Annotated in this window: 18 protein-coding genes; 11 read left to right on the forward strand and 7 right to left on the reverse strand. The window is 62.1% G+C overall.

The annotated features are described in order from the left end of the window. Positions 1-30: 30 nt before the first annotated feature. Positions 31-3,867, reverse strand: a complete 3,837-nt coding sequence (locus tag H6955_17290) for a DUF3683 domain-containing protein (protein MCP5315316.1) — start codon at positions 3,865-3,867, stop codon at positions 31-33. Positions 3,868-4,181: 314 nt separating this feature from the next. Here H6955_17290 and H6955_17295 point away from each other — a divergent pair, with 314 nt between their 5' ends. Next, positions 4,182-4,562 (forward strand): hypothetical protein, encoded by a 381-nt coding sequence (locus H6955_17295; protein MCP5315317.1) that lies wholly within the window; start codon positions 4,182-4,184, stop codon positions 4,560-4,562. Positions 4,563-4,640: 78 nt separating this feature from the next. After that, positions 4,641-5,594, forward strand: a complete 954-nt coding sequence (locus H6955_17300) for a 2-hydroxyacid dehydrogenase (protein ID MCP5315318.1) — start codon at positions 4,641-4,643, stop codon at positions 5,592-5,594. 56 nt (positions 5,595-5,650) lie between these two features. Here the strand turns inward: H6955_17300 and H6955_17305 are convergent, their stop codons facing one another. Then, positions 5,651-6,397, reverse strand: a complete 747-nt coding sequence (locus H6955_17305; protein MCP5315319.1) for a tRNA 2-thiocytidine biosynthesis protein TtcA — start codon at positions 6,395-6,397, stop codon at positions 5,651-5,653. A 234-nt stretch (positions 6,398-6,631) separates the two neighbouring features. Between H6955_17305 and H6955_17310 the strand changes: the two genes are divergently transcribed. Together H6955_17310 and H6955_17315 are read left to right on the forward strand one after the other, a co-directional pair. Next, positions 6,632-8,059, forward strand: a complete 1,428-nt coding sequence (locus H6955_17310; protein ID MCP5315320.1) for a DUF2628 domain-containing protein — start codon at positions 6,632-6,634, stop codon at positions 8,057-8,059. A 2-nt stretch (positions 8,060-8,061) separates the two neighbouring features. Further along, positions 8,062-8,604, forward strand: coding sequence for a histidine phosphatase family protein (locus H6955_17315; GenBank protein MCP5315321.1), 543 nt, complete (start codon positions 8,062-8,064; stop codon positions 8,602-8,604). Here H6955_17315 and H6955_17320 read toward each other — a convergent pair. Beyond that, positions 8,574-9,116, reverse strand: coding sequence for a metallophosphoesterase family protein (locus tag H6955_17320; protein MCP5315322.1), 543 nt, complete (start codon positions 9,114-9,116; stop codon positions 8,574-8,576). The genes H6955_17315 and H6955_17320 overlap by 31 nt on opposite strands. 149 nt (positions 9,117-9,265) lie before the next feature. Between H6955_17320 and H6955_17325 the strand changes: the two genes are divergently transcribed. The 4 genes from H6955_17325 (at position 9,266) to H6955_17340 (ending at position 12,850) form a co-directional block, all read left to right on the forward strand. Continuing rightward, positions 9,266-9,814, forward strand: coding sequence for a uracil-DNA glycosylase (locus H6955_17325; protein ID MCP5315323.1), 549 nt, complete (start codon positions 9,266-9,268; stop codon positions 9,812-9,814). A gap of 76 nt (positions 9,815-9,890) precedes the next feature. Next, positions 9,891-10,667 carry a dienelactone hydrolase family protein gene (locus tag H6955_17330; GenBank protein ID MCP5315324.1) on the forward strand — a complete coding sequence of 259 codons (777 nt, stop codon included), beginning with the start codon at positions 9,891-9,893 and terminating at the stop codon, positions 10,665-10,667. Between the two features lie 45 nt (positions 10,668-10,712). Then, positions 10,713-11,435, forward strand: coding sequence for a sulfotransferase (locus H6955_17335; protein ID MCP5315325.1), 723 nt, complete (start codon positions 10,713-10,715; stop codon positions 11,433-11,435). Positions 11,436-11,614: 179 nt separating this feature from the next. Further along, positions 11,615-12,850, forward strand: coding sequence for a pyridoxal-dependent decarboxylase, exosortase A system-associated (locus H6955_17340; GenBank protein MCP5315326.1), 1,236 nt, complete (start codon positions 11,615-11,617; stop codon positions 12,848-12,850). Between the two features lie 132 nt (positions 12,851-12,982). On the opposite strand, the gene H6955_17345 is transcribed toward H6955_17340, so the two are convergent. Further along, positions 12,983-13,735: a hypothetical protein gene (locus H6955_17345; GenBank protein ID MCP5315327.1), complete on the reverse strand. Its 753-nt coding sequence runs from the start codon at positions 13,733-13,735 to the stop codon at positions 12,983-12,985. Positions 13,736-14,250: 515 nt separating this feature from the next. On the opposite strand from H6955_17345, the gene H6955_17350 reads away from it, so the two are divergent. Then, on the forward strand, positions 14,251-15,075 hold the full coding sequence (locus H6955_17350; GenBank protein ID MCP5315328.1) for an FkbM family methyltransferase: 825 nt from the start codon (positions 14,251-14,253) through the stop codon (positions 15,073-15,075). A gap of 123 nt (positions 15,076-15,198) precedes the next feature. Here the strand turns inward: H6955_17350 and H6955_17355 are convergent, their stop codons facing one another. The 3 genes from H6955_17355 to H6955_17365 form a co-directional block, all read right to left on the reverse strand. Then, positions 15,199-16,506: a putative O-glycosylation ligase, exosortase A system-associated gene (locus H6955_17355; protein MCP5315329.1), complete on the reverse strand. Its 1,308-nt coding sequence runs from the start codon at positions 16,504-16,506 to the stop codon at positions 15,199-15,201. 501 nt (positions 16,507-17,007) lie between these two features. Then, the gene (locus H6955_17360) at positions 17,008-18,561 is read right to left on the reverse strand and encodes a lipopolysaccharide biosynthesis protein (protein MCP5315330.1); all 1,554 of its coding nucleotides are present in this window, start codon (positions 18,559-18,561) and stop codon (positions 17,008-17,010) included. Positions 18,562-18,655: 94 nt separating this feature from the next. Then, complete coding sequence (locus H6955_17365) at positions 18,656-19,588, reverse strand: hypothetical protein (GenBank protein MCP5315331.1); 933 nt, start codon at positions 19,586-19,588, stop codon at positions 18,656-18,658. Between the two features lie 489 nt (positions 19,589-20,077). Between H6955_17365 and H6955_17370 the strand changes: the two genes are divergently transcribed. Both H6955_17370 and H6955_17375 read left to right on the forward strand, forming a co-directional pair. Continuing rightward, a complete protein-coding gene (locus H6955_17370) occupies positions 20,078-21,814 on the forward strand; it encodes an ATP-grasp domain-containing protein (protein MCP5315332.1) in 1,737 nt (578 codons plus the stop codon). Between the two features lie 22 nt (positions 21,815-21,836). Next, positions 21,837-22,832: a glycosyltransferase family 2 protein gene (locus tag H6955_17375; GenBank protein ID MCP5315333.1), complete on the forward strand. Its 996-nt coding sequence runs from the start codon at positions 21,837-21,839 to the stop codon at positions 22,830-22,832. The last annotated feature ends 32 nt before the right edge of the window (positions 22,833-22,864 follow it).

The following is a 22,864-nucleotide window of genomic DNA, read 5'->3' on the forward strand; positions in this document are numbered from 1 at the left end:
TTGAACAGACACCCGCGCACACAGCCCGGTTCACAGCAGCACCCGCTCTATGCCCCCTGATTTGGCCTTGGCGATGAAGGTATCCTGCCACTGCTCCCCGAGCAGGTGGCGGGCGAGTTCGACGACGATGTAGTCGGTGTCGAGGCCCGTCTCGTCGGCATAGCGCGCGAGGCCCTGCTGGCACGCCGGGCAACTGGTCAGTAACTTGACCTGGCCGTTTGCAGTGTCATGTCCGGTCAGCGCCTGGATGCCCTTGTGAAGTTCCTCGGCCTTGCGAAAGCGCAGCTGATTGGCGATGTCCGGACGTGCGGTACCCAGGGTGCCCGCCTCGCCGCAACAGCGATCGGAGAGCATGACCGGCTGCCCCACCAGGGTGCCGGCAACCTTGATCGGGTCGTATTGCTTGATCGGCGTGTGGCAGGGGTCGTGGTACAGGAACTGGACGCCCTCGACACCATCGAGCTTCACCCCACGCTCCATCAGGTACTCGTGGATATCCAGAAGCCGGCAACCAGGGAAGATCTTGCCGAACTCATAGGTCATCAGCTGATCCATGCAGGTGCCGCAAGAGACGATCACCGTCTTGATGTCCATGTAGTTCAGGGTGTTCGCGACACGGTGGAACAGCACGCGGTTGTCGGTGGTGATCTTCTGGCCCTTGGCGTGCAGGCCGGCGGAGGTCTGGGGGTAGCCGCAGCACAGATAACCGGGTGGCAGCACCGTCTGTACGCCGGTCTCGAAAAGCATTGCCAGCGTCGCCAGGCCGACATCGGAAAACAGGCGTTCGGAACCGCATCCGGGGAAATAGAACACGGCCTCGGATTCATCGCCGACCTTGGCCGGATCCCGGATGATCGGCACCATGGTGCGGTCCTCCAGGCCGAGTTCGGTGCGGTACGAGCGTTTCGGCAATTCGACGCGAATCGGTCGACGGACCAGTTCGAGCGCGACCTCGGTGACCTTGGGTTTGCCACTGGTTGCACCGGGCGTGCGTTCGCCGGCGCCGATCAGTTTGCTTCGGCGCGCCAGGTCGTGGGCAAGGGTCAATCCCTTGAAACCCCATTCGAGCATCCCCTTGCGCAGGATCTTGATCGTCCTCGGGTCGGTCGCGTTGAGGAACTTCATCGCCGCCCAGGTTCCTGGATTGAAGCGCTTCTTGCCGCGCTCGGTGAGAATCTTGCGCATGCGGATCGTCACATCGCCGAAGTCGATGTCTACCGGACAGGGTGCCTCACACTTGTGGCAGACGGTGCAATGGTCCGCGATATCGTTCATCTCGTCGAAGTGTTCGACCGAGATGCCGCGGCGTGTCTGCTCCTCGTACAGGAAGGCCTCGATCACCAGCCCGGTTCCGAGGATCTTGTTGCGCGGCGAGTACAACAGGTTCGCACGTGGTATGTGCGTCATGCACTTCGGCTTGCACTTGCCGCAACGCAGGCAGTGTTTGACGTCGTCGTTGAGGGCCCCGAGTTCACTCTCTTCGAGCAGGATGGCCTCCTGCTGGACCAGGCGTAGCGAGGGCGTGTAGGCGCCCGCCAGCCCGGATCCCGGCATCAGCTTGCCGCGGTTGAAATACTGCTCGGGATCGACCTCATGCTTGTACTCCACGAACCGGTCGAGTTTCGCCTGTTCCAGATACTGCACCTTGGTGAGCCCGATGCCGTGCTCGCCGGAGATGACGCCGTCCAGTGACTGCGCCAGTTGCATGATCCGATCGACGATCCGGTCGGCCTCGTGAAGCATGCGGTAGTTGTGTGAGTGCACCGGGATATTCGTGTGCACATTGCCGTCGCCCGCATGCATATGCAGCGCCACGAAAAGGCGGTCGTTCCGCACCTCGGCGTGCAGATCGTGCAGCGTGTTGCGCAGCTCCTCGAGGGTCGATCCCTGGAAGATCTCGCGCAGCGGTTGTTTGACCTCAATGCGATACGAGACCACCACGTCGCGGCGCAGTAACAGGTCGAGCAGGCTGTCGCCTTCCCTGATCTGCGCGATTTCGGGTTCCAGCAGCACTCCGTCGTGCATCGGGTCGGCAAAATCGCGCGCCGGGCGATCGAGATTCTCGAACAGCGTTCGCCAACGACGTTGCACCTGGGCCAGGTGTTCTCGCGCCAGCAGAAACTTGTTGCGTTCGATGTCGCTGGACGCCTCGTCGCCTCCCGGCGTCGGCGTGCGCCCGGTCAGCAGCCGGTCGAACGCGGAAAGCACCTCGAGTTTGTTGCTGATCGATTGTTCGATGTTGATGCGTTCGATGCCGCGACTGTAGTCGGCCAGCCGTTGCAACGGGATCACCACGTCTTCGTTGATCTTGAATGCGTTGGTGTGGGCCGAGATCGCCGCAGTACGCGCACGGTCCTGCCAGAATCGTCTGCGTGCCTCGGCACCGACCGCGATAAAGCCTTCGGCCTGGCGGGCGTTTGCCAGGCGGACCACCTCCGCAGCCGCCGCGCCGACGGCCGATTCGTCGTCGGCGACCAGGTCGGCGATCAATACCATCTTCGGACGATCGCGGCGCGCCGCCTTGGTCGCGTAGTTGACGGCCTTGACGTACCGTTCGTCGAGGTGCTCGAGGCCGGCAATCTGCACGTCCGGGAGACCTTTCACGTAGTCCACCAGCTCGACGATCGCCGGCACCGCCGTGCCGAGGTCGTTGCCGAAGAACTCGAGGCACACCGTACGCGCGTGGCCGGGCATGCGATGCAGCACGAAGCGGGCCGACGTGATCAGACCGTCGCAACCCTCTTTCTGTACGCCGGGCAGGCCGGAAAGAAACTTGTCGGTGACGTCCTTGCCCAGCCCTGCGCGGCGGAAGGCGCTGCCGGGCATCTCGAGGTCCCTGGCCTGGCCTCGCGGCGTCCGGCCATCCGGTTCGTAGCGCTGTATCCGGAAACGAACCGTCGCCTGTTCGTGGATCTTGCCCAGGTTGTGATCCAGCCGCTCGACCTCAAGCCAGTCGGCCTGCGGTGTGACCATGCGCCAGCTGACCAGATTGTCGAGCGTGGTGCCCCACAATACCGCCTTTTTGCCGCCGGCATTCATCGCGATGTTGCCACCGATGGTCGAGGCATCCTGCGAGGTCGGATCGACCGCGAACGCCAGGCCGTGCGCGGTCGCCAGTTCGGAGACCCGCTTGGTGACCACGCCCGCGCCGGTGTGCACCGTGGGCACACTGCCAGCCACCCCCGGCAGCTCGAGCATCTGCACCGGGCTCAACGACTCGAGTTTTTCGGTGTTGATCACGGCGCAATGCGCGTCCAGCGGTACCGCCGAACCGGTATACCCGGTGCCGCCACCTCGCGGTATCAGCGTGAGGCCGCAGTCGATACAGGCCCGCACGATCGCGGCGACCTCGTCCTCGCGGTCCGGTGAGATCACGACGAACGGCATCTCGACACGCCAGTCGGTTGCATCGGTCGCGTGTGAGACGCGTGCCAGGCCGCTGAAGTCGATGTTGTCGCTGCGTGTGACCCGGTTGAGCGCGCGGCGCACGCGCTGCCGCAGCGCCTGGCGCTCGCCGAAGCAGTTGGCGAACCGGTCCACCGCCTGGCGTGCGGCTTCCAGCAGGCGCGCGGCATCGGCGTTGTCGTTGAGTCGCTGTTCAAACTGGGTCAGTCGGTGATTCAGCGCCTGGACCAGCGCATCCCGTCTGTCCACGTTGTTGATCAGGTCGTCCTGCAGATAGGGGTTACGCTCCACCACCCACATGTCGCCCAGCACCTCGAACAACATGCGGGCCGAACGTCCGGTGCGACGGGTCCCGCGCAGGTCCTCGATCAGCCGCCAGTGGTCCTCGCCGAGATAACGGATGACGATCTCACGGTCGGAAAACGAGGTGTAGTTGTAGGGAATCTCGCGAATGCGCTCCATCGGACTTCCGGAAGCTGTTGGGGGTGAACGACTGACTGCCTTGGCCGAGCCCGCAACGGGTCGGCAGGTGTTGACTCGCTTGTACGCAGGGCGGGCCGGCGTACATCTGCAAGTCTATCCGAAATCCGCGGTGGCGCGGTCCGCGTGCCACGCTTCCCGCGCGCTTGAAAACAAGACCTTTGCGCGCTGATCATTGAAAATGACCGCGGCACGCTATTGGTTGCCCGCTGTTACCCCGGCCTGCAATGAACCGTTCGGCCGGACGGTCTATCGATCGTGCATCGGCCTCAAAGGCCGCGTCGGAGAAGTCGCGCATGAATACCCTATGGTTCGTCAGGATACCCTTTGCGATCACCTTCGCCGGCCATGGCGCAGGGAAGTTGTTGATGCCCCAGGCGACTGCCGAATTGCTGGAACTGCCGCTGGCGCTGTCGTTGTTCGTCGGCGTCGTCGAGGTGTTGGTCGGCATCGGTGCAGTCGCAGGCGGCATCGCCGGTGTGCCGCTGCGTGCATGGGTCAATCGTTTGACTGCGGTGGCGGCGGTCCCGGTGCTGCTCGGTGCCATCGCGCTGGCCCATTGGCCACGTTGGTCATTCGTGGCCAGCGAAGGCCATCCGCTGGGCGGCATGGAATTTCAGGTGCTGCTGCTCGGCGTGGCCCTGTTGTTGGCATTCGACGGCCGCGCATCCCGCTGATCGCCGCCGGGCGCTGTGTTTCCCGGCGTGGGTCGTGCTAGTTTCTCCGCTCCGTCGCAATTCCCCAGGGGGTCGCCGATGCGCGCCGTTTTCCTCGATCTCGCCAGCCTCGCCGAACAGGATCTGGATCTGTCGGCCTTCGAACCGCTCGTCGACGAATGGCAGACATATCGCGCCACGGCGCCGGAACAGCGGGCCGAACGCGTCGCGGGTGCCGAGATCGTGATCACCAACAAAGTGGTGCTGGATGATGCGATTCTGCGCTCTGCGCCGCAGCTGAAGCTGATCTGCGTGACCGCGACCGGGTACAACAATGTCGCGGTGGATACGGCGCGCGAACTCGGGGTCGTGGTCAGCAACGTCGTCGGTTATGCGACCGACAGCGTGGTCCAGCACGTGTTCGCATTGATGCTCGCGCACCACACGCGTCTTTTCGACTATACCGCCGCGGTCAAGCGGGGCGATTGGAGTCACAGCCCGCAGTTCTGTCTGCTGGATTATCCGGTTCGCGAACTCAGAGGCATGACGCTGGGGATCGTCGGCTATGGCGAACTCGGCCAGGGAGTCGCACGCATCGCCGAGGCGTTCGGAATGCAGGTGATGGTGGCGCAGCGCCCGGGCGGTGACCCGACGCCCGGTCGGCACCCCCTGGACGAGGTCCTGCGTGCGGCGGACGTGCTGACCCTGCACGTACCGCTACTGAAGAACACGCATCACCTGATCGACGCCCGCGCACTCGCAACGATGAAACCGACGGCACTGCTGATCAATACCGCGCGGGGAGCGGTGATCGACAATCGCGCGCTGGCTGACGCGCTCCGCCAGGGGGTCATCGGCGGTGCGGCGCTGGACGTGCTCGACGTCGAGCCGCCGCCGCTGGACCACCCGCTACTTGCGGACGATATCCCCAATCTGATCGTGACGCCGCACAGTGCCTGGGCCGGACGGCGCGCCCGACAGAATGTGGTCGATGAAACGGTGGCCAATATCAAGGCTTTTCTGGCCAACAGCCCGCGCAACCGCATTGTCTGAGCCGGTTTGCACAGATGCCGCGGTCCGCGTGGCCATGATGCCCGAGGTCGGGGTGCTCAGCTGAGGCCTGTCTCGTTGCTCATCAACGGGCGCATCGCGCTCAGCAGGTTCGCGAACAGCCGGGGATGGGCGCGTTCCTCGCGTGCGAGAAGCGATTTCATATGGCCGCGCTGGGTGGGTGCGCTGAAACAGGCCGGACAGGAGTCGGCCACGATCGGCACGCGTGCCGCCGCCGCGAACGCGGCGGTCTGGGTCTCGCGTACATACACCAGTGGGCGGATCACGCGCAGGTCGCCGGCGTCGATGCGATAGTGGGCCTTCATGGTGCCGAGTCTGCCTTGATGAAAGGCCGACATCAGGAAACTCTCGGCCAGGTCGTCGAGATGTTGCGCGAGTGCGAGTACATTGAAGCCATGCTCCCGACAGGTCGAGTACATGATGCCGCGTTTCATGCGTGCGCAATAGGCGCAGAAGGAATCGCCGTCCAGACGGCTCTTGGCCTCTTCCATGATCGGCTGGGTGCAGTAGTACCACGGCACGCCGAGCTGCGCGTAATACCGGGTCAGCGGTGATGGATCGAAACCCTCGATCTGCGGGTCTACGGTGATGACGCCGAGTTCGAACCGCACCGGGGCATAGGTCTGCAGGTGGCGCAGGACCAACAACAGGCTCAGCGAATCCTTGCCGCCCGAGACGCCGAGCAGTATGCGGTCGCCGTCGCGGATCATCGAAAAGTCGGCGATCGCGCGTCCGACCTTGCGCAGCAGGGATTTTGGTGGCTTTTCAGTGTGCTGTTCAGTCATGCAGGAATGGTACAGCGTCTCGTCGGAGGGCATCGGACGCGCGGCGCGGTCGAGCCCGGTTGCGTGGCCGCCAGCGGCAGCGCAGGCTGTTTTCAAGACGCGCCGCGACGGGCCGCTGTCTTTATACTAACGTGGTCGCTGCTCGCAGCCGAGAGGGAAGTCAGGGTCTACATCTCATGTCGCTAGTGCTCATCGCATCCGGGCGCTTGGCAGCTGGAAGTCGGCGGTATTCGCATGGATAGTCACCTGTATCAAGTGGTAATGACCGGGCGGCTGGTCCCGGGTTTCGCCCGAGAGGCGGCACTCGCCGGTCTGGCGCGGATATTCGAGACTTCAGCGGCGCGCTTCAAACCGACGCTCGACGGCCGGGAGTGCCGCATCGATGACCGGTTGCCCGCCGAACAGGCGGCTGCACTGCAGCGGCGCCTGGAGTCGATCGGCGTCGAGGCGCGCATCGACCCGGCGAATTCGACGCAGACACAGTCGCCAAGCGGGGTGACGTTGCCCAACCGCCTGGATTCGTCGGATCCGGGTCTGATGCGGTGCCCGGCATGCGGCCATCAGCAGTTGGTCGCCAAGCGATGTGACGAGTGTGGGATCGTGTTCGCCGACTACAACCGGACACGTGCCGCCAGTACGATCGGGGCTCCGCCACGTGCGCCGGCGTCGGCACCGAAACGGCGGAGTCCGCGACGCGCGTCGGGGATCCACGATTCGGCCCAGGCGAAATGGGCCGAGGAATGGCTCGATGACGGCCTGCCGACCGAGCAGGTGCACATGAAGCTGTTCATCGGCCCGCACGCGCCGCAGCTCTTCGATGTCTGTCAGCGCATGATGCTCGGGCGGCGCACGCGCATGATGTTGACCTGGGCAGGTGGCGCGGTCATCAGCCCGTTCCTCTGGGCGATGTACCGCAAGATGTGGGGCTGGGGGGCGGTGATCTTCCTGGTCGAGATCCTGTTGCCGGTGGTGTTGATCACGTTGGGCAGCAAGCAGGGTATGCCGGGACGCCTGGTCGACGTCGGGCTGATTCTGCTCGTGGTCAATCGTTTGATATGGCCTGCGATCCTGAAGAGCCTCTACTGCAGGCACGTGCGACGCACGATCATGCAGATGAACCGGATGTCGCCGACGTTCGCGTCGGACGTTCAGGTCGCGAATCGGGGTGGTACAAGCCGTACCTCGTTGTTGGTCGGCGTCGTCCTGGCGATGGTGGTCTCGCTGCTCGCGTGGAGCGTCATCGACACCCTGCATGCGCAATGGTTGGCGGCAGCGCGTGCTGCGGCACCGGCCCCGATCGTCGTTCCACCACCATCGGTTCCGTCCCCGGGCGAGCCCCCGGTCGAATCACCGGCCGCGCTGCAAAACCAGGCGCTGGTCGAAGAAAACAAATGGGTCGCGACCCGCAACAGGCTGCGCCAGCTGGGACAGCGGTTGAGCGTCTGGTTTGCAGAGGGGGGGAGTGGCCGGGACCCGTCAGGGCTGGACCTGCAGGCCATCGCCGCCGCGGTTCCACTCGCAGAGGGTGAGACGGTCGACGGCTGGGGGGTGCCGTTGCTGTACCAATCGGACGGCCGCGGCTTCCAGTTGCTGTCCGCAGGACCCGACGGCCAGTTCGGAAGCCCGGACGACGTCGAATACCGCCGCATCCTGGAGCCCTGAGCGTGCGTGTGATCGGGCTGCGTCACGGGCAGTCCAGCTACAACGTTCGGCGCCTGTGCAACGATGATCCACGGCGTCGCGTCGATCTGACCGCGCTGGGCATGCGGCAGGCGCAGCGCGCAGCAGCACGACTCGCCGCAGAGCCGATCGAGCAGGTTTTCAGTTCGCCGCTGTTGCGCGCCGAACATACCGCACGCATCGTTGCAGCGCCTCTCGGCCTGCCGGTGAAGATCGATGAGCGGCTGGCGGATATCCGTTCGGGCTGCGACGGTCGCCCGGTGGACGAGTTCCTGGGCGCCATCGCGGGAGACCCGGTCGACGGGCGTGTGGGCGACGGGGAGTCGCTGCGCGAATATCAGCAGCGCCTGGGTGGATTTCTTGTCTGGCTCGAGGCGCAGCCCTGGCAGTGCGTGTTGCTGGTCGCACACGAGGAGTCGCTGCGCATCCTGGATGCGCACTATTCAAAGCGCGATCTGCTTGCCGTGGTCGGCCGGCCGTTCGCGAACTGCATACCTTATTTCTTCCAATCGCCGAGCGAAAACTGAAACGCCTGCAGGTGCCAGGCCGAACGGCTGGCATTGAGCAGCAGGCAACCGGATCCGCCGAAGGTTCGACTGCGGCCGGCCGCGCCGGGATTGGCGACCCAGGGGGTGGCGCTGTCGTCGATCACCTGGCGATGACTGTGGCCGTAGATCACCAGGCGTGCATGCGGATAACGCGCACGCAGCACCGCATGGCGCCGTGTCGCGGGATTCGCCCGGTGACCGTGTTCGGCGCACAACACCCCGCCGGGCAGTGCGATCTCGGCGATTGCCTCGGGAAAAGCCAATGCATCATGCCCTTGCGCAGACCAGGCGCGAGGGGTGTCATTGTTGCCGTGCACGGCAACGAGCTGTCGCCGGTGCCCACGCAGCCGGTGAAGGATCTCCGGGGTGCCGATATCGCCGGCATGCACGACCCAATCCGCGCGCTCGGCGAGCGCCAGGATTTCTGGATGCAGTTGCCCGTGGGTATCGGCCAGCAGCAACACTTGTACGCGGCCGGTCGTATCTGGCATCGACGAGCCTCCCGGTATCGGGGTCAGCGCGATCCGTCTGCCGACTTCCCCCCTACGACTTGGCGTGTCAGTCTGTGAGCGTGGCATCGCGACTGCAAGCCCTGATCGATCACCAGACCGCACTGCGCGCCTGTCGGCGCTGTCCGCAGATGCACGGTCCCGTGGTGGTCGGTGCGCCAGTGATATCGCCAGTCATCCAGATCGGCCAGGCGCCCGGGGAACACGAGGGTCGCTTGGGGCGACCATTCGCCTGGACTGCCGGTAAGTTGCTGTTCGAGTGGTACAGGCAGATCGGTGCCGACGAGGCGATGATCCGGGACCGCGTCTACATGGCCGCCGTGTGCCGTTGCTTCCCCGGTCGGCGGGCCAGCGGCGGCCACCGGGTTCCGGATGCCGGAGAGGTCGAGCGCTGTGCGACCTGGCTGCGCAGGGAGATCGAGATGCTTCAGCCTAAGCTATTGATCCCGGTGGGGAAGCTGGCGATAACCCAGTTGCTTCCGGTGGCTCGCCTGGTCGACGTGATCGGTCGTCAACAGCGTGTCACGGTCTATGGTCGATCGGTCGATGTGATTCCATTGCCGCATCCCTCCGGGCTCTCGAGCTGGCACAAGAGTGAGCCAGGCAGGACGTTGTTACAGCAAGCGCTGCATGCGATCCGCGCCCATCCCTCATGGCGGGCGATCATGACTGTCGACTGACGCCGACACCCGGCATAATGCGGCAGATCCATTCGCCGCGCCGCGCGGGCGGCTTCAACCGCAGGAGTATGCAGTCATGAAATCGATCGCCGCTGGTCTGTTGTTGTTGGCGCTGAGCCTTGGCGCACAAGCCGCCGTGCAGAACAAATCCGTCACGTATCAAGACGGCGACACGATGTTGAACGGTTTCCTGTACTGGGACGATGCGATCGAGGGTCCGCGCCCCGGCGTGCTCGTGATCCACGAATGGTGGGGGCTCAACGACTACGCGAAAAAGCGCGCGCACATGTTGGCCGAGCTCGGCTTCGTTGCGTTTGCCGCGGATATTTACGGCGATGGCCACGTGACCGACAAGCCTGACCAGGCACGCACCTGGATGCAGGAGGTGACCGCAGACGTCGATGGGTGGCGGGCCCGGGCGCTGCTCGGCCTGGAACAATTGAAGGCCAGTGGGCTGGTCGCCGATGACAATGTCGCCGCGATCGGTTACTGCTTCGGCGGAGCGACCGTGTTGCAGATGGCTTACGCGGGATATCCGCTCAAAGGCGTGGTGACCTTCCACGGCTCCCTCCCGGCGGCGCCTGAAGAATCGAAAGGCGGCATTGCGCCGCGACTGCTCGTGTTGCACGGTGCAGCGGACGCCTGGGTTGCTCCCGAGGTGATCGCGAATTTCCAGGCCAAGCTCGCCGAAGCCGGCGCGAACTGGGAGATGGACATCTACGGCGGGGCGCGTCACGGATTCACCAATCCCGATGCCGGCCGGTTCGGCATAGACAATCTGGTGTACAACAAGCAGGCGGATGAGCGCTCCTGGGCGCGCGCCCAGGAATTCTTCTCTGAGATCTTCGATTGACGCGAACCGAGGTAGCGCCGTCGCTCGGCGCCTTTATACGACGGCATGAAGAACAACGTCATCATACTGACCAGCGGGTTGTCAGGCAGTTCGGTACTCGCCGGCCTGCTGGCCCGCGCAGGGTGGTGGCAGGGCGATGAAACGTTCAAGAAAAGGGACTACGACACCCACGAAAACAGCCAACTGATCGCACTCAATCGACGCCTGTTCGACGAGGCGGGCTACCGCGGTCACTACGAGATGGTGTTCGATCCCGCCGATATCGATTGTTTCGCAGATCTCTCGGCGCGCATCGATCTATCGGATTATCGCGACTTCATCGCCCAATGTGATCGGCACACGCCCTGGTTGTGGAAGGATCCCAGGCTTTGGTTGACCATCCATCTCTGGAAAGACGTCTTCGACCTCGGCGAGGTCAAGTTCATCCATTTGACGCGTAACCCGCTCCAGGCGTGGATCGCGATGACCATCAGGCGGCAGATCCAGGAGTTCGGCTACCTGAAGCGCTACCTGGACGGCATTGGCGATTCGAACCGTCGGTTTCTGCAGCAACAGGGACTGGACTTTCTCGAGATGCAATACGAAGACCTGGTCGTCGACCCCGATGCAGCGCTGCGACGGCTGAACGATTTCCTCGGGTCGGCGCTGGAAACGGCTGACCTGCAGGCGGTATATCGCGGCAGGCTGTACGAGAAGCCGAAAGGGATCCGCGATCTTGCGACCGCGGCGTTGATCTACGTACGCAACTATCGCGAGCGCTACCGCTGAACCGGGCAGGCGTGCGGCACGGCACCGGCCCACGGCGCCCGGTACTATGAAGCACATTCGAACAGCATGCAGGGATTCGAAGTGAATATCGCAGAGATGACGGGAGGGCGCCGGATGGGTGCTGGTGCAAAATCGATCTGCCCGGCAGTCGAACAAGCCGCTGGACACTGACGGCCGCGATGACCCATCCGCGTCACGAATATGCGCCCATCAGCCTGCTGCAGGTCAGCGATGACCGGTTGTTGGTTGGTGGAAGATCACTCGACGATCTTGCCGCCCTCGCGGGTCAGACACCTTACTATGCCTATGACCGCGATGCGATGCGTCGGCGCGCCGAGGCATTGCGGATTGCCCTGCCTCCGGCGATGCGCGTGCACTACGCGATGAAGGCCAACCCGATGCCGGCAGTCGTCAGCCATATGATCGATCTGGTCGACGGTATCGATGTGGCCTCTGCGGGAGAGATGCGGCTGGCGTTGGACGCCGGTGCTTCGGCAGCGACGATGAGCTTCGCCGGTCCCGGCAAACGCGATGTCGAACTCGCGGCGGCGGTGGAAGCAGGGGTCACGATCAACATCGAGTCGATGGGCGAACTCGCCCGTGTTGCGCATGCCGGTGACCGGGTGGGGGAGCGGCCTCGGGTTGCGGTGCGGGTCAACCCGGATTTCCTGTTGAAGGCGTCGCGTCTGAAGATGGGAGGTGGCCCGAAGCAGTTCGGGATCGATGCAGAGATCGTCCCGGAAGCGCTCGAGAGCATCGCCGACCTCGATCTGCATTTTAGGGGGTTCCACATCTTCTCCGGTACCCAGAATCTCCTGCCGGACAGTCTGATCGAGGCACAGGCAGCGACGTTCGATCTTGCCGATCGGCTGGCGCAGTCGGCCCCCTCGCCGATTGAGACCCTCAACATCGGCGGTGGATTCGGAATTCCCTATTTTCCGGGCGACACCGCGCTCGATCTTGCACCCGTTGCCGAACATCTCGCGGAACAGTTGGCGGTGCATCGGGAAGCGCTGGGCAATCCAGAGGTCATCGTCGAACTGGGGCGTTACCTGGTCGGTGAGGCGGGCGTCTACGTGTGCTCCGTCATAGACCGCAAGGTCTCTCGTGGCCAGACATTCCTGGTGACAGACGGCGGCCTGCACCACCATCTCGCAGCGAGTGGCAATTTCGGCCAGGTCATTCGCCGGAATTTTCCAGTCGTCGTGGCCGACCGGGTGTACGGTGGTGTACGCGAGACCGCCACTGTCGTCGGTCCGCTGTGCACGCCGCTGGACGTGCTGGCCAACCAGACCGAACTCGGTGTCGCACATCCTGGCGACCTCATCGCCGTGCTGCAATCCGGGGCCTATGGCTACAGCGCCAGTCCGCACGCCTTTTTGAGCCATCCGCCGCCGGTTGAATTGCTGGTCTGAGGGTCGCCTTCGCCGCCAGGTGGGACACGCGACGGGTGTTGGTCCGCGCCGGGTGCTGCCTGCGTTATCGCGTGGAATCCGCCGGGTCTCGTCGAGGTAGGCCGTGTGAACGACGTCGCACCACCTGCGAAGCTAATTTTTGCTCCCGGTCGATCGGCCGTGCTGTGCGATCTTGCGCGCGAGGCCGCTGAGCGGATAGCCAAGTTCACGGGCCAGCGCCTCCTGGTGCCTGGCCTTCTCTATATCGCCGGCGTAAAAATAGGCGAGGCCGAGAAAGTAATTGAGTTCGCTGGATTTCTTCCCGGTGGCTTCATTGCCTTTCTCGAGCACCCCGATCGCTGTGGCGTAGTCTTTCTCGTCAAAGCTCAACAGGGCTAGCGCCGAGTATGTCGGTGCATATCTCGGGTGGTTGTCTTGCGCCAGTTTGAGAAACTCGCGCGCTCGCTTGGTGTCGCCCAACAAGCGGTAACCGCGGGCGGCCGCGACCGCCATTTCCGCGTACCACAGTTCGCGCTTGGGCATGCGTTCGAACGAAAAATCGATGTCCAACAAGGCGTCCTTGACGAGCGCTTCGAAGCCCGAGATGTTCCTCGGCATCAGCTCCGCTCGGCGCAACTTCACGACCCCGGTGCAATAGTGCCAGCCGCCAACATCCCAAATGAGCTGCTTTTCCTGTTTGGTGTGCGGCCAGCGTTGGCGCTCGCGCGGGATCGGCAAGTGAGCGGCACTCTTGCAAAGTCTCGGCAGCGCATCGAACTCCAGCGGCGACAGGGTGATCTTGTTCCATGCCAGCGCGGGACCTGCCAGAACAAGCAACGCAGTGAAGAGTGCAAATGAAATGCGATTAATCACCTGACGGGGGCCTGGATTGCGGATATGGGTCATGATCGGAAATGATACCCCAAGATCTGCAGACTACTAAGTCGGCTAATTCCGGGGAAACGAGGCGGGTTCGTGCGTTCTACTTGGGAACGGCTGTCTTATGGGTTCTGCAGTCCGGTACCGGCCGCCGCACACCGCGCCGTTTTCGGCACATTTGGTGTGCGCCGTTGACGGATGCTGCCGGCGAACACGCAGTTTCTTGTACCTTCGTCGCGCCGGGATTCCCTCGGCGTCAGAAATCTCTATCATGCAGCACGGGATGAGTGTTCTCGCTGGACCTTTCCACGAGAAGCCGATATTCAGCGCCAGGTTCACTTTTCTGAGGCAGGGGCAGGGTTGTCGCTCTGCGCCGTCGATGGGCGGGGTGGGGTGCCGCGGCGAAAGTGTTGACTGGGGCGATTGCACCTCTACTGAAAGGAATACCTCGAATACCCTGGGTTCCCTGTCCGTCGCGGGTAGTGGTGGAGCAACCGCCGGCGTGTCGAGCAGGGGCCTGATGGGTCGTTGAGAATCGAGCGATGTTTAGAAAGTTCAAGAAGCTTCCAAAGTATCTGCTGACGTTTGGGCTACTGGCCGGTACCCGGTTGTTTTTTCAAGTGGAGTGGCACACCAAGAGCGGTCGTGGCGACAGGATGCGGTCGTTGACGGTGCCCGGGTATGCCAATCCCATCAGGCTACGGGACACTGTCGCGGACCACGCGACGTTCTGGCAGTGCATCGTCATGCAGCAATATGATTTCTCCATATTTCCTCAGGCAGAGAACATCGCGCTGCAATACAAGGCGACCTTGGCTGCCGGGCAAAAGCCGCTGATTATCGATTGCGGGGCCAATATCGGCTTGTCGACGATATGGCTTGCCAATCGCTATCCGCTGGCGACGATCTGTTCCGTGGAACCTGACGAGGCCAATTTTTCGCTGTTGCAGTCGAATAGCAGCCATCTCAAAGAAAGATCGATCTGCCTGAGGGGAGGCATCTGGCCCAGGCCAAGTAAGTTGACGATCATCAATCCGGAAGCGGGCGCCGCTGCTTTTCGTGTCGAAGAGCTACCCGTCGAGAGTGACGGCGGGATCCGTGGATACACGATCGACGAGATCTGTACGCTGGCAGGAAACGAGAATCCGCTTTACGTGAAGATCGACATCGAAGGGGCCCAAGCCGCGTTGTTCGCAAGTAATACCGAATGGGTGGCCCGGACCTGGTTGATTTCTCTGGAGTTGGACGATTGGCAGTTTCCGTGGGCGGGTACGAGTCGGACCTTTCTGCAGACAATCAGCCGCTATCCCTTCGACATGCTTGTGCGGGACGAAAGTGTCTTCTGTTTCCGAAATCCCAATGACTAGCTGTGCTGACGGCGACCGCTCCCGACGGAGCAACAGCTCTTTTTCAAACAGCGCCTTTGTTTGATCGGGCGCGACAAACCAGCGGTACCCGTCGTCCTTGAGTTCTCACTCCGTCGGACCGGTTTAGACGACGGGCGGCGTGGCCAGTTTGTTCCGGGTTCCGCCAACAGCACCTTGCGCAGTGACTTTCTGCTGGTCACGTACGATGTCCCTGAGCAGGACGCTGATGGCTATCAGATGCCACGGCAGATCGAAGTAGGAGAGGCTCAGGAAGGCACCGCCGGAACAATACGCAACCAGAGACACCTGGACCATTCTCGCAAGGTTGTTGGCCCATTCCATCTCGGTGTTTTTCTTGGTTACAGCTATGACCTGACTGCAGTACCGCCAGGCCAGGAACAGGACCAACAGATACGCGAACAATCCAGGCCATCCGTGATTGGCCAGCACCTCGAAGTAGATGCTGTGTGCCACATAGGCCTTTTCAATTTCGACGCCCGGCAGGTAAATCGAGTAGTTGTACAGTGTCCAGGAGCCGAATCCCCCGCCAAGAACACGATGCGAAGCCAGATTGATGCTGTATTCCCAGGCGCGTATCCGGCCCATCGCGGAGGGGTCCGTCTCATAGTCTTGGATGGTCTCCATGCGCTCAACCCAGGAATCGGGCATGCTCAGGAGCGCGATCGGCATTAGCATCACCAAGAGGATCAGCACCAGCATCTTGTTTTTGCTCTTCAAGAAGAAGAACCCTGTCACAGCGATTATCGCGAGGAATGCACCACGCGACTGCGAGCCCAATACGGAGATAAAGCTCAGGCCCATGGCGGCCAACAACCCCCGTTTTACCCAGATGTTCGTGGCGGTTATCCGAAGGTAGTTGAACAGCGGAATGATCATCAGGATGGCGACGGCGAGCGCATTGTTTTCCGCGATCATGCTGCTCGCGGGGCCGTAGACGCGGTGTCCTCCGCCGGTGAGAATCGTGAAGACCCCCCCCTTGATTGAGTAGTATCCAATGGAGAGGGCGATCACCCAGATCAACAGATCGAGATTCTTGCGATCGCGCATTACGAGGATTGTGATCAGCGTGGTGAGCTGGATCTTCAACACGCTTTCCAGCTGGTAATAGGCGTTATAGGGATTGAGCGAATAGAACGTGCTCAGTACCACCAGGAGAATGAACAGTAGCCAGGTCGCGGTCAGTCCGTTCCAGCTGAAGCGCTTGGGCTGTTTGCTGATGAAGAGAGACATCAGTAGTGCACCAGCGGCCAGCATGGCAAACGGGAAGTTGTAAGCGATACCCCAGGTGAGCCGATGCGGGTTCATATAGCTGACCCACGACCATAGCGCCACGCCAATGGGCGGTCGCGTCAGTGCGAACGGCAATACTCCGAAGAAAACTACGAACAGTATTATGTCTCGAAGTGACATGGGTTCCTCGCGAATGGAATCCAGGTGTCAGCCAAGGATCCCCGTTCGGATATTTGTATGGACTCCCTCTGTTTGCAAGTCTGCACGGGAATAGCAAAGCCTGGGCCAAGGTGGGCTGACCCCCCGATCTGTCGGAATGGATCGCGGCCTACGAACCTCTCTTCCACCCGCATCCCGGGAGCCGGGCTGCCATTGCAAGATTCAATTCGTGCGAGCGACGCGGCCATCAGGTCCTCCGGTAACTCGCCGGTTTGTCAGTCATCGCGGCGTCGATTCTGCAATCTTTAGTGAGCGGAGATCTGAACCGACGGGTCCGGTGCGACCTGTAAGCCGTGTCTGCAGCGCGAGGCGCTGCGGATCGAGGGCGATGAGGGGGGCGAACCGCGCCCCGCCCGCCGGGGGTCTGGATTTCTGGCTGTCCGGCCAGGCTGGAGACTGCCTGTTTTGACTGCGTAGAGCGGGAATCGTCGGTCATACCGGTCGATCTGCAGCAGTGACCAGCTAGGTCTCTGCGCCTTGCGTGGATTGAGAGGCCCCATTTGCGCGGGATCTGCTGAACAGTACCTCAAATGTCGAGGCGAAGGTGTCACGAAACGCGAGCTTCATGACCGCCAGATACAGCGATGCGCCGATCAGGATCTCCAGGACCAACAGTGCCACCGCGTTCACATTCACGACGCTCTTCATCAACAAGACTCCCAAACCCATCGCTGTGGCCGATGCGAACGCCGGGAGTATGCCGCGAATCACAGCCGCCAGATGCAATCCGATTTCTTTGCTTGCCATGCGCAAGACGGTGACGGCAACGATGGGTTCCACGATCAGCCAAATCGCGGCGAGCGCGACCAGTCCGTGTTGCTGAGCGATCAGCACCAGGGGGATCAGGACGACAAGCCTTGTCGCGCTCCCGGCGACCGGGATGTCCGCCCGTCCGAGGCCGCTGACCATGGGTCTGACGAGCTGGGAGATCAACCGGAATGGCATCGCGATGCAGATGAGGGCCAATGGCAGGGGCAGACTCGCCCACGCTTCGCCGAAAACCAACGGTACCGTTTCCTCGGCGGTGATGGCGAGACCGACGACGATGGGCAGAAACAGCACGTAAGTGATGCTGACGATCTTGACGAAGTAGCGTGCCGTCATATCGCGGTCGTCTTGTATGCGCGCGAACGTCGGAAACAGAATCGGGCCGATGATCGGCATGGTCTTGGAAATTGGAATCAGCGATATGTGTATGGCAACTGCATACACGCCAAGCAGGTCAGGACCTATGGTTGGGCCCGCGATGATACTGACGAGCCTGTCGGCGATCAGCGTGAGGATGCTGGCAAGGGTCAATAGCCCTCCGAACTTCAGCATTTCGCCGATGGGCACGCCGAACTTGGGCCATACCAGCCAGGGGTGCACCACCATCAGGCCCACCGCGGAAAGCACCTTGTTCGTGAGGTAACCGATGACCAGTGCCCATACGCCGGTGCCTTGCACTGCGAGTGTTAATGTCACAATCGCGGCAATGACTGCCGCAATCAATTCCACCAGCGCCTTGCTTTTGAACTTGAGTTCCCGGTCCAGTAGGGCGTTCGGGATCGCCCGGAGGGGCACCAGAAAGAACAAAAACGAAAGCGTGCGTGCGATCGGCTCGAGGCGCGCCTCGTCGAAGTAATCCGCTATCAGAGGGGCACCGAAAAAGTAGGTCGTGAACAGCACACCGTTGACGATGATCAGCCAGCCAAAAGCCGCCTGAATGTCCTCATGGCGATCGGCCGGGCGACGAACCAGCGCCGCATCGATGCCAAGTGTGCAGACCAGCATCATGATCTCGAGCGGGGCCTCGAGCATGGCGTTCAGGCCGTAGTCGTCCGGTGTCAGGAAACGTACGACAATCAGCGTGCTGAGCCAGGTGAACAGCTGGGCCACCGAGCGCAGCGCGAGCACCCAGCGGACACTCGACAGCATTTGCCTGCCGAAATCCTGGGGCACCTGATCTTTCATCTTCCGGTGCCGCTCTGGTGCCTGGGCCAGGGAGCCGGCGGCGCCACTGCGGACCACGGACATGGTCTCTCAAAACGCATCATTACCATCACCTTTGACGACAACTGCCTGACGTGGCCTGTGCGGCCAATGGCCTGCATCCGAGGGCTCGTTCGCCTCAGCCAGAGGAAAGCTGGCGGGTTGGCGAGAGTCCGTCATTCAGGGCATCGATGACCTGTTTCGCAGACTTGATGTAGCGGCCTTCTTCAAAACGATGCGTACCGAAGAAATGCACCAATGCGGCTGACGATATGTCTTTGCCGGCCTTCCAGAAAGGATAACGGTCGATTGGCAATACCGCGGCGCCCGGATCGTTCGCAACGAGAAAATTCGACGTAACCTGCTCGCTGCCCCATTCCGACCATTTGGCCGTGCCGAGCAGTTTACTCATTTCACCCGAAAACTCGTCGATCTTGATTCTGGGCAGGCTGCCTGGGCGGAAGCCCGTGAAGCCCGCACAGCCGTGTACGTACCGGTCGCCCAGGTGTCGAGGGAGATCCACCATCGCCCGTTCGCTCAGCACCTGGACGTGGGAGCTCGTCCAGGTGCTCGCAATCCGGCTGGTTTCCTCGGTCGACACAATGGACTCGCCCCCCGGTGTCCCGAGCGTAAAGGATCTACCCGCGTCGATGTGCTCTATCACTTCCGTGGGTTCGTTCAGGGTCACTGTGTCGGCGTCCAGTTGTACGACGTAGTCCGACCCGTTGATATCGCTGATGCTGAGGAGTCTCTCCCAGCAGCCGCCTCGCGGGCAGACGCCGGCATCGACCGATCGGCTGCTGAGAAACCTGATGCGTTCGAAGTGCCGTTGGAGAAGGTCGCGATCGCGGTCCAGCAGGCCGTCGTCGACGATCACGAACTCGCGGGGTTGGATGAAGCGTGCAAACGACTTCGCGGCAACCAGGTACATCAGCACGTCGGGATGGTGGAGTTGACTCAAGAAAACAAGGTTTCTGCCACCGTCGCACTTGATTGGCGCGGTGTGGAGAATCGGGCGGGCGTTCAGATCAAACCATTTTTTCGGCAGTCTGATTCTCAGAGAAGTAAACATCGCGGCCTCGCAACGTGGATAACCGGCGCGGCACCCGCCACGCGTCGATGACCACCTGCTCGGAACGGAGTGGCCAGACAAGCAAGCAGGTTTTCGGCCCAGCGCAAGGATACTTGATCGCAGGCCGGGTTGCCTTGGGTCCGTCCTTGGGGCTTCGAATGCGGGGACGGCGAATCCAATTGGTCACCCGTTCCCGCCAGCCGGGTCGGGCGTCACATGGTCGCCGGGTGGCTGTGGCATGGGATCGGCGATTCTGACAGACTGGCGCCACAGGGGCGACTGGCCACGCAGTTCGGGCGATCCGACATCACATCGTGGCCTGCGCGGGATTCTCCGCCCGGGCGGAATCGTCGATAATGACGGTTCTGACCTCGGTCCGGGGTGGCAGCAGAGCCGCGTTCGCAGCGGTAGCAAGATGATTCCGATGCAACTGTCGATTTTGCGTGCGACGCCTTTGCGGACCGTTGAGACCACGCGAGGCTGAGAGGCGTGTCTAAAGATGTCGCTGGGCGTGGTGACGCCGTTCTGGTGTTGGACGGCGATATGGTGCCGGCGCTTACCATCGCTCGTTCGCTCGGCAGGCTGGGCCTCAGGATTGTGGTGGCCGCCCACGAAGCCAAGCCGCTGGCCGGCTATTCCCGTCACGTCGAACGCACGCTGACCTATCCCGATCCATTGACGGAGGAACAGGCGTTCCTGGGTTGGTGCAAGCAGGTCATAGCAGAGCAAGACTACGATCTGATTGTCCCGGTGACCGAGCGCACGGTGGTACCGATGGCGGCACTCGCCTCGCTACCGGGTGGTGACCGGATCGCGGTGGCGGCCGCGGAGTCGTTGAATATCGCGCTGGATAAGAACAAAACGATTCAGCTGGCGAAGCAGCTCGGCATACCCACGCCGAAGACCGTCTATGTCGAAGGGCACGAGCAGCTGCGTGCCGGAATCGGTCCGCTGCAGTTTCCGGTTGTCATCAAGCCGTCACACTCGATCGGCGAAAACGATTCGCACCGCATGCAGTTGCGGGTCGAATATGCGTTCGACGAGACCGATCTGGAAAACAAGCTGCAGCATTACTTTCGCTACGGGCCGGTGTTGCTTCAGGAGTATGTCCTTGGCGAAGGGGTCGGCATTGAATTGATCGCAGCTCACGGCAATACCGTGTTCTCGTTCCAGCACCGTCGGTTGCACGAGATGCCATTGACAGGTGGTGGCAGCAGCCTGCGCGTCAGCGAGGCCGTGGCCCCGGAACTGCTGCGTGCCTCGAAGAGCCTGATGAAGGCGATGTCATGGCACGGTGTGGCGATGGTCGAGTTCAAGTGGAACCCGATCAATCGCCGCTTCGCCCTGATGGAGATCAACGGTCGTTTTTGGGGATCATTGCCGCTGGCGGTGGCAGCCGGCGCGGATTTTCCGGCGATGCTGTACGAGTTGTACCGCCACGGGCGTGTGGCGCCACGCTTGGAGGCGAAGCCCGGTGTCTACTGCCGCAAGCTGTCGAGCGACCTGTACTGGCATGAATTGGTGTTTCGGCGCGAGGCACCGGCGCAGCTCGTGCGCTTTCCAACGGGGCGCGAGATGTTCCGTGACTGGCTGCGGATTTTTTCCTGGAATCACTACTTTGACGTCCAGCAGTGGCGGGATATCCGGCCAGGCCTAGTCGATCTACAGCGCATCGTATCGCGCCAGTTCTCCCGGGCAGTCAACCTGGTGAACGATCGTCGCGCCGCTGCCCGCGAGCGGCAGGCCTGGCGCAAAGGGACCGTGGACGAGCTGCTGCGCGACGCCGGCCAGGTGTTGTTCGTGTGCTACGGCAACATCAATCGAAGCGCTCTGGCCGAGTCATACTTCAGAAAACGGGTGCCGGCGGAGAGGGTCGAGGCCGTTTCCGCCGGTTTCCATCAAGTCGAGGGCCGTCCTGCCGATCCGGTGATGGTAGATGTGGCGGCGAGCAGGGGGCTCGATTTGGGTGCCTCGCTTTCTCGGACGCTCAACGACCAGATGGTCCACGGCAGCGACGTGATCTTTGTGATGGAACTGAAACACAAGCAGCAGTTGTGTGAGCGTTACCCGGAGGCGTGCGGCAAGACGTTTTTGCTCAACGCCGGGGCGTCGCAACAGGATTCGGCGGTCGAGATCGCCGACCCCTACGGCCAGCCGCGCGAGGTGTACGAAGCATGTGCCGAGTTGGTCGTGGCCAGTGTCGATCGCCTGGCCGCGTCGCTGTAGGGAGGTTGTCCCCGAAATGCCGATGTTCTCGATCATACTGGCTACCCGCGATCGGCCCGAGTTGTTCGGTGTCGCGCTCGACTCGGTAGTCGCCCAGACGACGTCTGACGTCGAAGTGATCGTCGTCAATGACGGTTCCGGTGAGACGTACCTGCCGGCGTACGAACTTGCACTGGGCCGCGCACGAGCGGTCCTCGGTGACCGTCTCAAGCACCACTACCTGGTACATCGACCAAACGGACATGGCCAGAGTTACTCCCTGAACTTCGGCGTCGCGCATGCCACCGGAGAATATGTCGGTTTCCTCGACGATGACGACGAGTGGGTGGACGAGGGCCACCTGGCACGCGCCGCCCTGGTCATCGCAAAGGCCGGTGAAACCGGTGCAGGTGCCGATCTCTACATGGCCAATCAACACGCCTATCGGGTCGGTGTCAAACTGGACGGACCGGTCTGGCTCGAAGGCCTGGAGGCCGAACTCCTTGCGCGGGGCAGGCAGCCGGCCGCCGATGGCAGTTTCCAGGTCGGTATCACGGATCTGATGCAGACGAACGGGTTTTGTCATCTCAATTGCTTCATCGTGCGGCGATCGTTGTACGATCGAATCGGCGGCATGGACGAGGGTATCCGCTGGGAGTGTGATCGCGACGTGTACCTGCGACTGATCGACGACAGCGCACTTACGCTGCATCATCCTGCGGTCGTCTCACGACACAATGTCCCCGACCCGGCCAAGGCAACCAGCATGACCACATCGCTCAATCAGATTCAGCGACGTTTGTACCAGCTGCGCGTGCTCGATAAGGCGGCGTTGTTCGCGAAAGACCCGCTGATCCGCGCGCATGGCAGGCTGCACAAGGCACATGCGCTGAAGAAGATCGCCAGCGATCTGGCGGAGTCCGGCAGCTGGCGAAACGCGCTCTACTATGCGGCCCAGGCGCTGGGTGCGGGGCCGACTCTCAAATGGTTCGGGTTCACCTCCCTATGCGCCGTGAAGAGTCTGTTTTCAGAAAAATGATCCATCACTTTCCCTCTGCGCGGGCGGGCCGG

The sequence above is a fragment of the Chromatiaceae bacterium genome (genome assembly GCA_024235395.1).
In the GTDB taxonomy this organism is placed as follows: Bacteria; Pseudomonadota; Gammaproteobacteria; order Chromatiales; family Chromatiaceae; genus Thiosocius.

Bases quoted from the DNA above. Each gene is read 5' to 3' on its own strand.
- H6955_17290 (MCP5315316.1), bottom strand. From the start codon at position 3,867: ATGGAGCGCATTCGCGAGATTCCCTACAACTACACCTCGTTTTCCGAC.
- H6955_17295 (MCP5315317.1), top strand. From the start codon at position 4,182: ATGAATACCCTATGGTTCGTCAGGATACCCTTTGCGATCACCTTCGCC.
- H6955_17300 (MCP5315318.1), top strand. From the start codon at position 4,641: ATGCGCGCCGTTTTCCTCGATCTCGCCAGCCTCGCCGAACAGGATCTG.
- H6955_17305 (MCP5315319.1), bottom strand. From the start codon at position 6,397: ATGACTGAACAGCACACTGAAAAGCCACCAAAATCCCTGCTGCGCAAG.
- H6955_17310 (MCP5315320.1), top strand. From the start codon at position 6,632: ATGGATAGTCACCTGTATCAAGTGGTAATGACCGGGCGGCTGGTCCCG.
- H6955_17320 (MCP5315322.1), bottom strand. From the start codon at position 9,116: ATGCCAGATACGACCGGCCGCGTACAAGTGTTGCTGCTGGCCGATACC.
- H6955_17325 (MCP5315323.1), top strand. From the start codon at position 9,266: ATGCACGGTCCCGTGGTGGTCGGTGCGCCAGTGATATCGCCAGTCATC.
- H6955_17330 (MCP5315324.1), top strand. From the start codon at position 9,891: ATGAAATCGATCGCCGCTGGTCTGTTGTTGTTGGCGCTGAGCCTTGGC.
- H6955_17335 (MCP5315325.1), top strand. From the start codon at position 10,713: ATGAAGAACAACGTCATCATACTGACCAGCGGGTTGTCAGGCAGTTCG.
- H6955_17340 (MCP5315326.1), top strand. From the start codon at position 11,615: ATGACCCATCCGCGTCACGAATATGCGCCCATCAGCCTGCTGCAGGTC.
- H6955_17345 (MCP5315327.1), bottom strand. From the start codon at position 13,735: ATGACCCATATCCGCAATCCAGGCCCCCGTCAGGTGATTAATCGCATT.
- H6955_17350 (MCP5315328.1), top strand. From the start codon at position 14,251: ATGTTTAGAAAGTTCAAGAAGCTTCCAAAGTATCTGCTGACGTTTGGG.
- H6955_17355 (MCP5315329.1), bottom strand. From the start codon at position 16,506: ATGTCACTTCGAGACATAATACTGTTCGTAGTTTTCTTCGGAGTATTG.
- H6955_17360 (MCP5315330.1), bottom strand. From the start codon at position 18,561: ATGTCCGTGGTCCGCAGTGGCGCCGCCGGCTCCCTGGCCCAGGCACCA.
- H6955_17365 (MCP5315331.1), bottom strand. From the start codon at position 19,588: ATGTTTACTTCTCTGAGAATCAGACTGCCGAAAAAATGGTTTGATCTG.
- H6955_17375 (MCP5315333.1), top strand. From the start codon at position 21,837: ATGTTCTCGATCATACTGGCTACCCGCGATCGGCCCGAGTTGTTCGGT.